We start from the raw sequence: 13902 nt of genomic DNA, 5'->3' as shown, positions 1-13902 counted from the left end.
ACTGATTGAAATTACAACTCATCGTACCAGTGTATAGCACGGGAGAACATGTATGTTAATCAAACGCGAGTCCTTTGTAGTTGATTTTTGCAAAGGCAATATCGCTGAGTTTAAATTTTGCCTACCAGGCTCAGTCAATAAATTATCTCAGCAAGTACTTAAAGAAAGCCATGAAGCGCTAATCGAGTTGAGTAAGCGCGATGATATTCAAGGTCTAATCTTTAGCAGCGACAAAGACCATTTTATCGTTGGCGCTGATATTTTCGAATTCCTGCCTACCTTCCAACGTCCAGAAGAAGAACTGGTTGGCTGGATTAAGGATGCAACCGATGTCTTCGATGCGATAGAAGACTTGCCCTTCCCAACATTATCAGCTGTCAACGGCTTAGCACTTGGTGGTGGCTGTGAGTGGTTATTAGCTACCGATTATCGTATCGCCTCAGACAGTGCCAAGATTGGCTTACCTGAAGTAAAACTCGGGATCATGCCAGGCTTTGGTGGTACCGTAAGGCTTCCTCGCTTAATCGGCGCTGACAATGCGATGACGTGGATCACCACAGGTAAAGAAAACCGCGCAAACGACGCATTGAAAGTCGGTGCAGTTGACGGTGTAGTGCCTGCTGACAAATTAATGGCAGCCGCTATTCGCACATTAGAACAAGCTATCGAAGGTAAACTAGATTGGCGTGCAAAACGCCAAGTTAAGCTTGAACCTTTGAAGATGAACCGTGTTGAGCAAGGCATGAGTTTTGGTATGGCTGAAGGCATGGTAATGGCCAAAACTAAAGGTCACTACCCTGCACCTATGATGGCTGTACAAACACTCAAAGCAGCCGCAAATCTTGGCCGCAGCGAAGCAATGGCACTTGAAAACCAAAACTTTGCCAAGCTTGCTAAGACCGCAGAAGCCGCAGCGCAAACAGGTATTTTCTTGGCAGATCAATACATCAAAACAGTAGCCAAGAAACAAGCAAAGCAAAGCAACACAGAGATTAAGCAAGCCGCTGTGTTAGGTGCTGGTATTATGGGTGGCGGTATCGCTTACCAGTCAGCATACAAAGGCACACCAATCGTCATGAAAGACATCCAGCAAGGTGCCCTAGACCTTGGTATGGGCGAAGCTGCAAAATTACTTGGTAAGAAAGTACAGCGCGGCCACATGTCGATGGATAAAATGGTTGCCACTTTAGGTAAAATCAAACCAACACTTAACGACCAAGATCTGCAAGACTCAGATATTATCGTTGAAGCCGTTGTTGAGAATCCAAAGATCAAAAAATCAGTCTTGGCGAGTCTTGAATCACAGCTACCTGAAGGTACAATTCTCACCTCAAACACATCAACCATTCGTATTGATGAATTGGCAACCGCACTGGAAAAACCAGAAAACTTCTGTGGCATGCACTTCTTTAACCCTGTGCCAAAAATGCCTTTGGTAGAGATTATCCGTGGTGAGCAATCATCGGATGAAACCATTGCTGCCGTTGTTGATTACGCCTTAAAACTAGGTAAATCTCCTATCGTTGTTAATGACTGCCCAGGCTTTTTCGTTAACCGGGTACTATTCCCTTACTTTGCAGGCTTCAGTCAACTTGTCGTTGAAGGTGCTGACTTCGCAAAAGTGGATAAAGTCATGGAAAATGTCTTCGGTTGGCCAATGGGTCCTGCTTACTTACTAGACGTAGTCGGTATTGATACAGCAAATCATTGTACAGGCGTGATGGCTGATGGCTTCCCTACTCGTATGGCGCGTAAAGACAAAGATCCTGTCGCCGTGTTAGCAGGTGCTGAGCGCTTTGGTCAGAAGAATCAAAAAGGCTTCTACCAATACGCACCAGATCGCAAAGGTCGCTTGAAGAAGAGTAAAGACGACAGCGCACTTGAGCTACTGAGCAGTATTTGTGACGCACCAACTGAATTTGACAAGCAAACGATTATTGAGCGCTGTATGGTGCCTATGATCAACGAAGTATTACTGTGTCTTCAAGAAAACATCGTTGCTTCACCACAAGAAGCTGACATGGCTCTCATTTACGGTATTGGCTTCCCTCCATTTAGAGGCGGTGCATTCCGCTACCTAGACCAAATTGGCCTAGCAAACTTTGTTGCTATGGCTGATAAGTATGCTCACCTTGGTGAAATTTACCAAGTCTCTGAACAAACAAGACAGTGGGCTAATGAAGGTAAAGTATTCTATCAAGTGGAGGGCAAGTAACATGGAAAACGCGGTAATCGTAGATTGTATTCGCACCCCAATGGGTCGCTCAAAAGGCGGTGTATTTAAACATAAGCGTGCAGAAGATCTTAGCGCACATTTGATGAAAGGCTTACTTGAGCGTAACCCGCAAGTGGCACCAGACTCTATTGATGACATTTACTGGGGCTGTGTACAGCAGACTTTAGAGCAAGGCTTTAACGTTGGCCGTAATGCTGCTTTATTAGCTGGTATTCCACACACAGTGCCTGCGGTAACAGTCAATAGACTGTGTGGCTCATCTATGCAAGCGCTTCATGACGCAGCTCGCGCAATCATGACTGGTGCTGGCGACACATACCTCATCGGTGGTGTTGAGCATATGGGTCACGTACCAATGACACATGGGAATGATTTCCACCCTGGACTTTCTACATCAATTGCTCAAGCTGCCGGTGTGATGGGGTTAACAGCTGAGTATTTAGCGCTAATGCACGGTATTAGTCGTGAGCAGCAAGATGAATTTGCCGTACGCTCACATCAACGTGCCCATGCAGCAACCCTTGAAGGACGTTTTGCCAAAGAAATCCTGCCAATGGAAGGTCATGATGCTGATGGTACACCTGTACTTGTCGAGCATGACGAAGTTATCCGCCCAGAAACAAGCCTAGAAGGCTTAGGCCAGTTACGTCCGGTATTTAACCCAGCGTCTGGTACAGTAACTGCGGGTACCTCTTCAGCGCTGTCTGACGGTGCTTCTGCGATGTTGGTCATGAGTGAGTCTAAAGCACGAGAGCTTGGCCTGCCAATTCGTGCTCGCGTTAAGTCGATGGCAGTTGCAGGTTGCGATCCTTCAATCATGGGATACGGTCCAGTACCTGCTTCGCAAAAAGCATTGAAACAAGCAGGCATTACCATCGATGATATTGATGTTGCTGAACTGAATGAAGCCTTCGCAGCACAGTCTCTACCAGTACTAAAAGACCTTGGTCTATTAGACAAAGTAGATGAGAAAGTGAATCTTAACGGTGGTGCAATTGCACTGGGTCACCCGCTGGGCTGTTCTGGTTCACGTATCAGCACAACGCTTATTAACTTAATGGAAGAGAAAGACGCAAAATACGGCCTTGCTACCATGTGTATTGGTTTAGGCCAAGGCATCGCTACCGTATTCGAGCGTGTAGATAACTAACTCCAACCAGCTGGTGCTGGGTTGTCTTATACAGTGCCAGCAAACAACTTCAACTTGGTGACCAAGGCAAAACGGCACAGCTGTTTTGCCTTTTTTGTTTCCTGTATTACCTTACCTCGGTTGGCTAATACCAATTATCTTAATTAAGTGGTCTATTTTGAGGCGAGAAAATTTTGTCGATAACACCGCTACCGCGTCCTGCTATCGCTGAGGTACCTACATCCATGTAGGCAAGGCAAATATTTTGCTATTTAGTTGTTCTAAATGAGAAATTTTTAACGCAGTTAGCGTCAGATTTGCTCCTTCAAATTGAGCAAGTATTAAGACTAATTGGTATCATACTTGAGTTATCCAAACTTGAGCTTACTTACAACATGCGGTTAAAATAGCAGTTTTCCTAACTAATAACGTAACCAACAAGGCCACCCACAATGAGTTTTGATAATACCGACCATACCCTAGATGCTGTAGGTTTGCGTTGCCCTGAGCCCGTAATGATGATAAGAGGCATGGTAAGAAGGATGAACTTAGGTGAAACTTTGTTAGTGATTGCAGACGATCCGTCAACAACAAGAGATATTCCAAGTTTCTGCGAATTTATGGATCACACCTTAATTGCTAAAGCGGTGGCTGAGTTGCCATATAAATATGTAATTAAAAAAGGTCAGTAATGGTAAAAAAGCGGCGGTTGCCGCTTTTTTAAAATTTTACAATGACGACTTTTGGTACTCTAGGGTTTCGATAGTCCAAACGGATCTCATACCAGCCCTTTTTACTCGGCTTAAAACTAAAGTAATTATATACCGTATTGCAATCAGCAATTAAGGGCTGACCCAGTGTCAGCTGCCCTTCAGTTTGATAACCACAGTTATAGCCTTCACTCCATTGTTCGTCGGCAATTTTAAACTCGTATACTTTTCCCGGGCTCATAAATTTGGCTTTGGTGATATAAATCCCAGGTTGCGTCTCTTCCATACGATACTGAGGTTCAGCATCCCACAAGGTAAAATCGCCACGTAAATATAGTGTTTTATCTAACTTGCCAACTACCGTTGATGAGGTCGATTCAGCAGGTAACTGTAAGTTACTGCTACAAGCGGTAAGTGCCAACAGTGCAAATGCCAGTGCCCCTTGTTTTTTTATCATAGCGAACAACCTTTTTACTTGCTAATGATGAACTAACAAAAAGCCAGCAACCGCTGGCTTTTGTATTCACACTTAATTTTGTAACACTGAAATATCAGCAGTGTTTAAGAACAGCTTACTCAACTGACTCAATAATGCTAGACGATTCGCCTTAATGGCTTCGTCGTCCGCCATCACCATTACGTTGTCAAAGAAGTTGTCCACCGCTTCACGCAGGTTCGCTAACCGTGTGAGCGCTGTTTGATAATCGCCTTTAGCGTAAACAGGTGCAAGCTCAGCAGTTAACGCAGCAACTTGTGCGGCCAATGTTTTTTCAGCTTCTTCTTGTAATAGTGAAGTATCCACCAAAGCTTCAGAGGCAACATTGTTCTTAGCTAAAATGTTGTTTACTCGCTTATTGGCAGCAGCTAATGCTTCTGCTTCTGCTAGCGTTCTAAAGTGGCTTACCGCTTTTACTCTACGATCAAAGTCAACTGGGCTGGTTGGGCGTCTAGCCAGTACCGCTTGAATAACATCAACGCTGATCCCTTCATCTTGGTACCATGCACGGAAGCGCCCAAGCATAAACTCAATAACATCCTCAGCGACATTTGCATTGCTCAGCTTATCTCCGAATAAGGTCATTGCTTTAGCGACAATATCCTGAATATCGAGAGGTAGCGCTTTTTCTACCATGATCCGTAATGCACCAATTGCAGCACGACGCAGTGCAAATGGGTCTTTATCCCCTTTTGGCGTCTGACCAATACCAAAAATACCCACTAAAGTGTCAAACTTATCAGCGAGCGCCACGGCAAAACTGATTGGGTTGGATGGTAAATTATCTCCAGCAAAACGCGGCATGTACTGCTCGTTTTGTGCTAATGCAACTTCTTCGGCTTCACCATCAATACGTGCATAGTGCATTCCCATTACACCTTGAACGTCGGTAAACTCCATCACCATCTCAGTCATTAGATCCGTTTTACTGAGTAGGCCAGCACGTTCAGCCAAGGCTTTATCGGCACCAAGTTGTTCGGCTATAAAACCTGCCAATGCAGAGATACGCTCTGATTTGTCTTTAAGTGTGCCAAGCTGCTTTTGAAACAATACTGAATCAAGTGACTCAAGACGACTTTCTAGCGTTTTCTTCTTATCCGTTTCAAAGAAGAATTGCGCGTCTGCCAGACGTGGGCGAACCACCTTCTCGTTACCCGAGATCACTACACTTGGATCTTTACTTTCAATGTTAGAAACAAATAAGAACTTGTTGATCAAGTTGCCTTGTTTGTCTAACAGTGGAAAGTATTTTTGGTCATCTTTCATGGTGTAGATAAGAGCTTCATCAGGCACTTGTAAAAATGCTTCTTCGAAGGATGCAACTAAAGTCACAGGCCACTCAACGAGTGAGGTAACTTCTTCAAGTAAATCTTCATCCATCGCCACTTGTGCGCCTAGCTTTTGCGCTTCAGTCTCAATCTGACTACGAATTAGCGCTTTACGTGCTTCATAATCCGCAATGACATAAGCGTCTTTTAATACTTGGTGGCTGTCATCAGCATGTGTTACACGTACACGCTCTGGGTGATGGAAACGATGTCCTTGTAGCTCATTGCCAATCGCTTTACCTAGTACTTCACCTTGGACTTGTTGACTACCAAGTAGTGCTGCCACGGTATGTACAGGGCGGATAAATTGCGTCTTGTTCGCACCCCAACGCATCGGCTTAGGAATAGGTAACTTAGCTAGTGCTTTGTTGATCACATCACTTAGTAACGCTAAAGTCTGCTGGCCTTCTACTTTTGCTTTGTGTAGTAACCAAGTGCCCTTATCAGTCTCTAAACGCTCAGCATCATTTATATCAATACCACAACCACGCGCCCAGCCTAGTGCAGCCTTTGTAGCGTTACCCTCTGCGTCAAATGCAGCTTGGATTGCAGGGCCACGCTTTTCAACAACCTTGTCTGCCTGTTGTGTCTGTAGTGCCTTAACTTGAATACCTAAACGACGAGGTGATGCGTACCAGCTAACGCCTTCATGACCAAGTTCCAGTGCTGCTAGTTCCAGCTTGGTATTCTCTGCAAACGATTCAGCAAGATTACGCAAAGCCTTTGGTGGTAATTCTTCTGTGCCAATTTCTACAAGTAAGTTTTCAGTCGACATTATTAATCCTTACAAAGCGGGAAGCCAAGAGCTTCACGTGCATCATAGTACGCCTGTGCACAGGCTTTTGATAAAGCGCGAACTCTCAAGATATAGCGCTGACGCTCAGTTACAGAAATAGCATGGCGCGCGTCTAACAAGTTAAAAGCATGGGACGCCTTCATCACTTGCTCATACGCTGGTAATGGTAGCCCTGCTTCAATCAGTTTTTCACTTTCTTTTTCGCACTGGTCAAACTGTTTGAATAGCGCATCTACATCTGCATGTTCAAAGTTATATGTCGACTGCTCAATTTCATTTTGCATGAACACATCACCATAAGTGACACGTCCCATTGGCCCATCTGTCCAAACTAAGTCATAGATGCTATCCACGCCTTGTATATACATTGCAAGACGCTCTAAACCATAAGTAATTTCACCGGTTACTGGCGAGCATTCAATACCACCAACTTGCTGGAAGTAAGTAAATTGTGTCACTTCCATACCGTTTAACCAAACTTCCCAACCAAGCCCCCAGGCACCTAAAGTTGGTGACTCCCAGTTATCTTCGACAAAACGAACTTCATGAGTCAGAGTATCGATACCTAGTGCAGCTAACGAGCCTAAGTATAATTCTTGAATGTTCTCAGGTGATGGCTTCAGTACCACTTGAAATTGGTAGTAATGTTGAAGACGGTTCGGGTTTTCACCATAGCGACCATCTGTCGGACGGCGACATGGTTGCACGTACGCGCTCGACATTGGTTCAGGACCAATGGACTTTAGGAAGGTCATCGGGTGGAATGTACCCGCACCAACTTCCATATCTAAAGGTTGAGCTACAACACAGCCTTGCTGCGCCCAGTAATCCTGTAAAGCCAGGATCAAACCTTGGAAGGTTTTGATATCGTATTTTTGCATAGTTGGCTTATTTTTATCTGGTACTTATCGTGTGTGAACACTGTGCTTTCCGCGCTCACGCTAGATTCAATGATTGAAAATTATGCTCAGTATACCGCGAGCGCTTTAGGGTTTTAAGCTTTAAAGCATAAAAAAAGGAGGGAAAACCCCTCCTTTTTATTAGATGGTTGTATTTATACGTCTAAGTTAACTACGCGCAAGGCATTTGTTTCGATAAACTCTCGACGAGGTTCTACCTGGTCACCCATTAGGGTTGCGAATAATTGGTCTGCAGCAATGGCATCCTCAATGGTCACACGTAGCATACGACGCGCATCTGGATCCATGGTGGTTTCCCAAAGTTGATCAGGGTTCATCTCACCTAGTCCTTTATAGCGTTGTGTATACAAGCCACGCTTAGACTCCGAAATTAGCCACTCAAGGCCTGTTTCAAAGTAATCAATTGCCTGAGTCTTTTCACCACGCTGGACGTAACCGCCCTCGGAAATTAAGTTACCAATTTGACGTCCTGTATTTGCAATACGGACATAGTCTTTTGAAGTAATAAAATCGAAGTTTAATGTGTGCGCTTTATCTACCCCGTGCTGGCGAATATTGACCACTGGGTAATACATATTACGCTCTTCATCAAATGCAACTTCAGCGTTGAAAATAGTGGCATCTTCATCTTTTTTCACAAGATCAGCAACTAAGCCTTCAGTCCATGCTGTTACTGTTGACTCATTAGATAAGTCTGTTTCGGTCAGTTCAGGATGGTAAAGCAAACGGTTCATAATTGAAGACGGATACTTACGCTTTAAACGCTCAATGATATCTATCGTATTCTGATAATCATGTACTAAGTTTTCTAGCTTGTTACCAGAAATTGGTTCCGCACCTTCAGCTGGGTATAGTGCAGCATCGTTAAGTGCCAATGTCGTTAGATACGCTGTTAGTGCATTATCATCTTTAATATAACGCTCTTGCTTACCTTTCTTCACTTTATATAGTGGCGGCTGAGCAATATACACATAACCGCGTTCAATAATCTCTGGCATTTGACGATAGAAGAAAGTCAGTAGCAGCGTACGGATGTGTGAACCATCCACGTCCGCATCGGTCATGATAATAATGCGGTGGTATCTTAGCTTTTCAGGGTTGTATTCATCACGGCCAATACCACAACCTAACGCAGTGATTAGTGTTGCCACTTCCTGAGAAGAAAGCATCTTATCAAAACGTGCTTTTTCTACGTTAAGAATTTTACCTTTGAGTGGTAGAATAGCTTGGTTTTTACGGTTACGACCTTGCTTAGCAGAACCACCTGCCGAGTCACCCTCCACTATATATAGTTCAGAAAGAGCAGGATCTCGTTCTTGGCAGTCTGCAAGTTTACCCGGCAGACCAGCTAAATCCATCACACCTTTACGACGAGTCATTTCACGTGCTTTACGTGCAGCTTCACGCGCGCGCGCCGCATCAACGATTTTGTTTACAACGGTTTTTGCATCACCAGGGTTTTCAAGCAAGAACTCGGTGAGCTTTTCCGCCATCATTTGCTCAACGGCACCTTTCACTTCACTTGAAACAAGCTTATCTTTGGTTTGTGAAGAAAACTTAGGATCAGGAACTTTAACACTAACTACAGCTGTTAAACCTTCACGGGCATCATCACCAGTAGCATTCGTTTTATGCTTCTTGTTAAATCCCTCTTTTTCCATATAAGTGTTTAGTGTACGTGTTAATGCTGCACGGAAACCAGCTAAGTGAGTACCACCATCACGTTGTGGAATGTTGTTCGTAAAGCAGTATATATTTTCTTGGAAACCATCATTCCACTGCATCGACACTTCAACACTAATGCCGTCTTCACGCTCAGTCGAAAAGTGAAAAACACTTTGATGAACTGGTGTCTTTTTGCGGTTGAGGTATTCAACAAAGGCTTGAATACCCCCTTCATATTTGAAGTGGTCTTGCTTGTTCTCTTCACGCTCATCGCTAAGAATGATACTCACACCTGAGTTTAAGAATGAGAGTTCACGTAGACGTTTTGCAAGGATATCATAGTGGAAGTTTGTGTCAGAGAATGTCTCAGCACTTGGCCAAAATCTCAGTTCAGTACCTGTAGTTTCAGCTTCACCAATAATACCTAGGGGCGCATCAGGAACACCCATGGTGTATTTTTGTTGGTGCACTTTGCCATCGCGGCGAATTGTTAATTGTAGTTTTTCAGAAAGTGCATTTACAACCGATACACCTACACCATGCAAACCGCCCGATACTTTATATGAGTTATCATCAAATTTACCACCAGCGTGTAGTACTGTCATGATAACTTCTGCTGCTGATACCCCTTCTTCTTCATGTATTGAAGTTGGGATACCACGGCCATTATCTCTAACAGACACGGAGCCATCAGTATGAATTGTTACGAAAATATCGTCACAATATCCTGCTAGTGCTTCGTCGATTGAGTTATCAACGACCTCAAACACCATGTGATGCAAACCAGTGCCATCATCTGTGTCACCGATATACATTCCCGGACGCTTTCTTACAGCATCCAATCCTTTAAGTACTTTAATACTCGACGAATCGTAATTTTCCGACATGGTTTCTTCCAATTATTTTGTTATTAAGCTGCCATGTTCCACGTGGAACATTTTAATTTCACGTTCCATAGGTTCAATAACGGCGGCAATACTTTCTGGAGTAATTGCAGTAATAAACAGTTGAGACTGGCATTGTGCGAGTAAACGCGATACCGCCCCCTTAGTCTCATCACTGAGCTCCGAAGGTAAATCATCAATAAGCAATACAGATTGCTTATTACTCTCTTGGTCAATCAAACTATTCTGCATAACTTTTAAAGCATACAGCAGCAGCTTTAACTGTCCCCGAGAGAAAATATGTTCCACACTGTGCCCTTGAGTATAAAAGTTAAAGTCCGCCTTGTGCGGCCCTTTACTTGTATAGCCAAGTTTTATGTCACGCTCTAATTGATTGGCAAGTACTTCTGCCAGTTCTCCCTTCCAGCCCGCTTGAAAGCGAATTTCAAGGCCTTTAAAGATAGGGCTTATATCCCCTATCTTATCAAAAAAATGCGCCTGAAACCTACTTATATACGCTTCTCTTAGTATATTTATTTGTTCAGCAAGTCGAACAAATTCTTTATCCCAATAGCTTAATTGGGACTGAAAATCTCTGGGCTTGGTCTTAAGAAGTGCATTTCGTTGTTTGAGTACTTGGTTAAACATCTTCCAAGCAGAATAAAACTGGTGTTCCACGTGGAACACCCCTAGATCAAGAAACTTTCTTCGCTCTTTTGGCCCACCAAAAAACAACTCATAACTTTCTGGAGTTATCACTTGAACAGGCAGCACTTGGGCGAGTTCAGCAACTTTCCGACTTGCTTGCCCTTGGATTCTCAACTTAGTTTCGCCACTCATGTATTTACTAATACCAAGAGGTATAGACAAGTTATGTAGTTGTTTTTTAGCATGTACAACACAATGAGAAGCCTCATGCTTGATCATTAACTTTTGTAAGTTAGTACGAAAAGATTTACCGCTGGAGAGAAAATAGATGGCTTCAAGCAAGCTTGTTTTACCGCTGCCATTTTCACCAAGAATGATGTTAACGGCATGACTAGGTGAAAGTGTTATAGCCTCAATGTTGCGAAACGTATTGAGGCTGAGATGAGTTAAACTCATATATCTATAGGCGCATCGGCATGACTACATACATTGCATTTTCATCGCCAACCGCTTCAATGAGCGCACTGCTATTCGCATCAGATAATGTAAATTGGACATCTTCCGATTTGATAGTATTCAATACATCTAGCAGGTAAGACACATTGAAGCCAACCTCTAGATCATCACCCTGATAGCCTACCTCTACAACCTCTTCCGCTTGCTCTTGCTCTGGGTTGTTAGCACTGATCTTCAAATGTCCATTGGTTAGATTTAATCGAACTCCACGGAATTTCTCATTGGATAAAATAGAAACACGTTGAAATGCACTACGTAGCCAATCACGATTTGCCGTAACTAGCTTGTCTCCACCACGTGGTAAAACTCGACGATAATCAGGAAAACGTCCGTCCACCAGCTTACTGGTAAAAGTGAACTCACTATCGATAATACGCACATGATTAGCACCAAACTGAATAGTAACGGCATTATCATCCGCTGGTAACAAGCGCATTATCTCTTGCACGCCCTTTCTCGGAATAATTAGCTGTCGTTGTGTATTTAACGATTCTGGTAGCGTTTGTTGCGCAATAGCCAAGCGGTGGCCATCTGTTGCCACTGTTTTTATTTCATTATTATCGACTTCGAAGGACATGCCATTTAGGTAATAGCGCACATCTTGATTAGCCATAGAGAAATGCGTTGCTTCAAGGAGTTTTCGAAGCTCTAAGCGTGTAACCGTAAACTCAACTTCGCCATCCCATTCTTCAAGATTAGGGAAGTCTTCTGCAGCCAGCGTTGTCAGAGAGAATCGGCTTTGACCGCTCGTTAATAACAACTGATGCTCTTGGGCGCTTAACACTAAATCAGAGTTATCCGGCAAGCTCTTACAGATGTCTAACAGCTTTTTCGCAGGCAGCGTGATCTTAGCATCTGGAACACTGTTTTCTAAAGTCACTGACGCAACTAGCTCTATCTCTAAATCTGTTCCTGTCATATATAGCGCACCACTTTTTACTTCAAGTAATACATTAGACAGAATAGGCAGTGTATGCTTGCGCTCAATGGCGCCAGAAACCTGCACGAGTGGTTTTAAAAATAGTTCTCTTGGAATAGTTATTTGCATCATTTAACCCTTAAGAAGACAGCGTTCTAATTAAGTTTTGATAATCTTCTTTAACTTCATGGCTTTCGTCACGAAGCTCTTTTACTTTTCTGCACGCGTGCAACACGGTGGTATGGTCTCGGCCACCAAACGCATCACCAATTTCAGGTAAGCTATGGTTAGTCAGTTCTTTAGACAACGCCATAGCAACTTGTCTTGGTCTTGCAACTGAACGGCTGCGACGTTTAGACAATAAATCAGAAACACGAATACGATAATACTCTGCAACTGTGCGCTGAATATTATCAATGGTGACTAGTTTATCTTGCAGCGCTAATAGGTCACGTAGCGCTTCTTTTACAAAATCGATAGAAATTGGTCGACCTGTAAAATTGGCATTTGCGATCACACGGTTTAACGCCCCCTCCAGCTCTCGAACATTTGAGCGAAGTTTTTTAGCGATAAAAAAAGCAACTTCATGTGGTAAATTGATATTACTCTGCTGCGCTTTTTTCATCAAAATAGCAACTCGAGTTTCAAGTTCTGGTGGCTCTATGGCAATTGTTAACCCCCAACCAAAACGAGATTTTAATCTATCTTCTACCCCTTCAATTTCTTTGGGGTAACGGTCAGAAGTTAAAATAATTTGCTGATTACCTTCAAGCAAAGCATTAAACGTATGGAAGAACTCTTCTTGTGAACGTTCTTTATTTGCAAAAAATTGAATGTCGTCGATCATGAGTGCATCAACGCTACGATAGTAGCGTTTAAACTCTTCTATCGCATTATTTTGCAATGCTTTAACCATATCCTGAACAAACCTTTCAGAGTGCATATACACAATTTTTGCATCTGGTTTTTGCTCGATAATACCATTCCCAACGGCGTGCAATAAGTGCGTTTTACCCAAGCCTGTACCACCATAAATAAATACTGGGTTAAAAGCAGATCCTGGATTATCGGCAACTTGAGTTGCAGCAGCCTTGGCTAGTTGGTTGGACTTACCTTCAACAAAATTATCGAAGGTATAGTTTTCTTTAATATTGGACTTATGTGCTGATTTAGGTGCCGGCTCCACTTTCTCAGCAACTCTAGTTTGTCCGCCTTGTGAGGCTGTAGTCTGCTCTGGAGCATGACCAACTGTCGGTGCCCTTTCTTGCGCAGTATTTGGTTGCGCCGCCAATACCGGCTTACTACCAACATCAAAGCGTAATTCTGGCGCTTCATCACCACAAATTTCAATGAGTAGCTCATTAATACGATGGAGATACTTTTCTCGCACCCAATCTAATACAAAACGATTTGGCGCATAGATAGTTAGCGTATCATCAGTACTTTCTGCCTGTAGCGGTCTTACCCACATACTAAATTGCTGAGATGGCAATTCATCCTGCAAAACATATAAACAACTTTGCCAAACCGACAGATACACTCTGAACTCCAATAGGTTTTGATTCCCGGGAATAAAAAACAGACGTTTTAGATCAACTGAACAGTTAGATCTAAACGATGATCGCCGGAAATACTTATTTATAATTACAAAATCA

At 43.3% G+C, this 13902-nt stretch carries 10 protein-coding genes; 3 read left to right on the top strand and 7 right to left on the bottom strand.

From position 1 onward, the window contains the following. The first annotated feature begins 52 nt into the window (after positions 1 to 52). From fadB to tusA, 3 genes are all read left to right on the top strand, one after another. Positions 53 to 2215, top strand: a complete 2163-nt coding sequence (gene fadB / locus J8Z24_RS00050) for a fatty acid oxidation complex subunit alpha FadB (RefSeq protein ID WP_125253671.1) — start codon at positions 53 to 55, stop codon at positions 2213 to 2215. Between the two features lies 1 nt (position 2216). After that, positions 2217 to 3386 (top strand): acetyl-CoA C-acyltransferase FadA, encoded by a 1170-nt coding sequence (gene fadA, locus J8Z24_RS00045; RefSeq protein ID WP_147390602.1) that lies wholly within the window; start codon positions 2217 to 2219, stop codon positions 3384 to 3386. A 431-nt stretch (positions 3387 to 3817) separates the two neighbouring features. Then, on the top strand, positions 3818 to 4057 hold the full coding sequence (gene tusA, locus J8Z24_RS00040) for a sulfurtransferase TusA (RefSeq protein WP_128732029.1): 240 nt from the start codon (positions 3818 to 3820) through the stop codon (positions 4055 to 4057). Between the two features lie 28 nt (positions 4058 to 4085). Here the strand turns inward: tusA and J8Z24_RS00035 are convergent, their stop codons facing one another. From J8Z24_RS00035 to dnaA, 7 genes are all read right to left on the bottom strand, one after another. Further along, on the bottom strand, positions 4086 to 4532 hold the full coding sequence (locus J8Z24_RS00035; RefSeq protein WP_252095069.1) for an early set domain-containing protein: 447 nt from the start codon (positions 4530 to 4532) through the stop codon (positions 4086 to 4088). A 72-nt stretch (positions 4533 to 4604) separates the two neighbouring features. Further along, entirely contained in the window at positions 4605 to 6674 is a 2070-nt protein-coding gene (glyS, locus tag J8Z24_RS00030) for a glycine--tRNA ligase subunit beta (RefSeq protein WP_128732031.1), read from the bottom strand. A gap of 2 nt (positions 6675 to 6676) precedes the next feature. After that, a complete protein-coding gene (glyQ, locus tag J8Z24_RS00025) occupies positions 6677 to 7576 on the bottom strand; it encodes a glycine--tRNA ligase subunit alpha (protein ID WP_125253666.1) in 900 nt (299 codons plus the stop codon). Between the two features lie 173 nt (positions 7577 to 7749). Beyond that, positions 7750 to 10167, bottom strand: a complete 2418-nt coding sequence (gene gyrB, locus J8Z24_RS00020; RefSeq protein ID WP_125253665.1) for a DNA topoisomerase (ATP-hydrolyzing) subunit B — start codon at positions 10165 to 10167, stop codon at positions 7750 to 7752. A 12-nt stretch (positions 10168 to 10179) separates the two neighbouring features. Next, complete coding sequence (recF, locus tag J8Z24_RS00015) at positions 10180 to 11268, bottom strand: DNA replication/repair protein RecF (RefSeq protein WP_125253664.1); 1089 nt, start codon at positions 11266 to 11268, stop codon at positions 10180 to 10182. A 4-nt stretch (positions 11269 to 11272) separates the two neighbouring features. Continuing rightward, on the bottom strand, positions 11273 to 12376 hold the full coding sequence (gene dnaN, locus J8Z24_RS00010; RefSeq protein WP_176033055.1) for a DNA polymerase III subunit beta: 1104 nt from the start codon (positions 12374 to 12376) through the stop codon (positions 11273 to 11275). Positions 12377 to 12386: 10 nt separating this feature from the next. Continuing rightward, positions 12387 to 13787, bottom strand: a complete 1401-nt coding sequence (dnaA, locus tag J8Z24_RS00005) for a chromosomal replication initiator protein DnaA (protein WP_176033026.1) — start codon at positions 13785 to 13787, stop codon at positions 12387 to 12389. Positions 13788 to 13902 lie beyond the last annotated feature (115 nt).

It is taken from the genome of Pseudoalteromonas sp. SCSIO 43201 (assembly GCF_023716725.1).
GTDB lineage: Bacteria > Pseudomonadota > Gammaproteobacteria > Enterobacterales > Alteromonadaceae > Pseudoalteromonas > Pseudoalteromonas peptidolytica.
Note: the sequence above shows the minus strand (reverse complement) of the source record. Positions and strands in the feature narration are given on the sequence as shown.

Coding starts and splice junctions, on each gene's coding strand:
- fadB (WP_125253671.1), top strand. CDS start 53: ATGTTAATCAAACGCGAGTCCTTTGTAGTTGATTTTTGCAAAGGCAAT.
- J8Z24_RS00035 (WP_252095069.1), bottom strand. CDS start 4,532: ATGATAAAAAAACAAGGGGCACTGGCATTTGCACTGTTGGCACTTACC.
- recF (WP_125253664.1), bottom strand. CDS start 11,268: ATGAGTTTAACTCATCTCAGCCTCAATACGTTTCGCAACATTGAGGCT.
- glyS (WP_128732031.1), bottom strand. CDS start 6,674: ATGTCGACTGAAAACTTACTTGTAGAAATTGGCACAGAAGAATTACCA.
- glyQ (WP_125253666.1), bottom strand. CDS start 7,576: ATGCAAAAATACGATATCAAAACCTTCCAAGGTTTGATCCTGGCTTTA.
- fadA (WP_147390602.1), top strand. CDS start 2,217: ATGGAAAACGCGGTAATCGTAGATTGTATTCGCACCCCAATGGGTCGC.
- dnaN (WP_176033055.1), bottom strand. CDS start 12,376: ATGCAAATAACTATTCCAAGAGAACTATTTTTAAAACCACTCGTGCAG.
- gyrB (WP_125253665.1), bottom strand. CDS start 10,167: ATGTCGGAAAATTACGATTCGTCGAGTATTAAAGTACTTAAAGGATTG.
- tusA (WP_128732029.1), top strand. CDS start 3,818: ATGAGTTTTGATAATACCGACCATACCCTAGATGCTGTAGGTTTGCGT.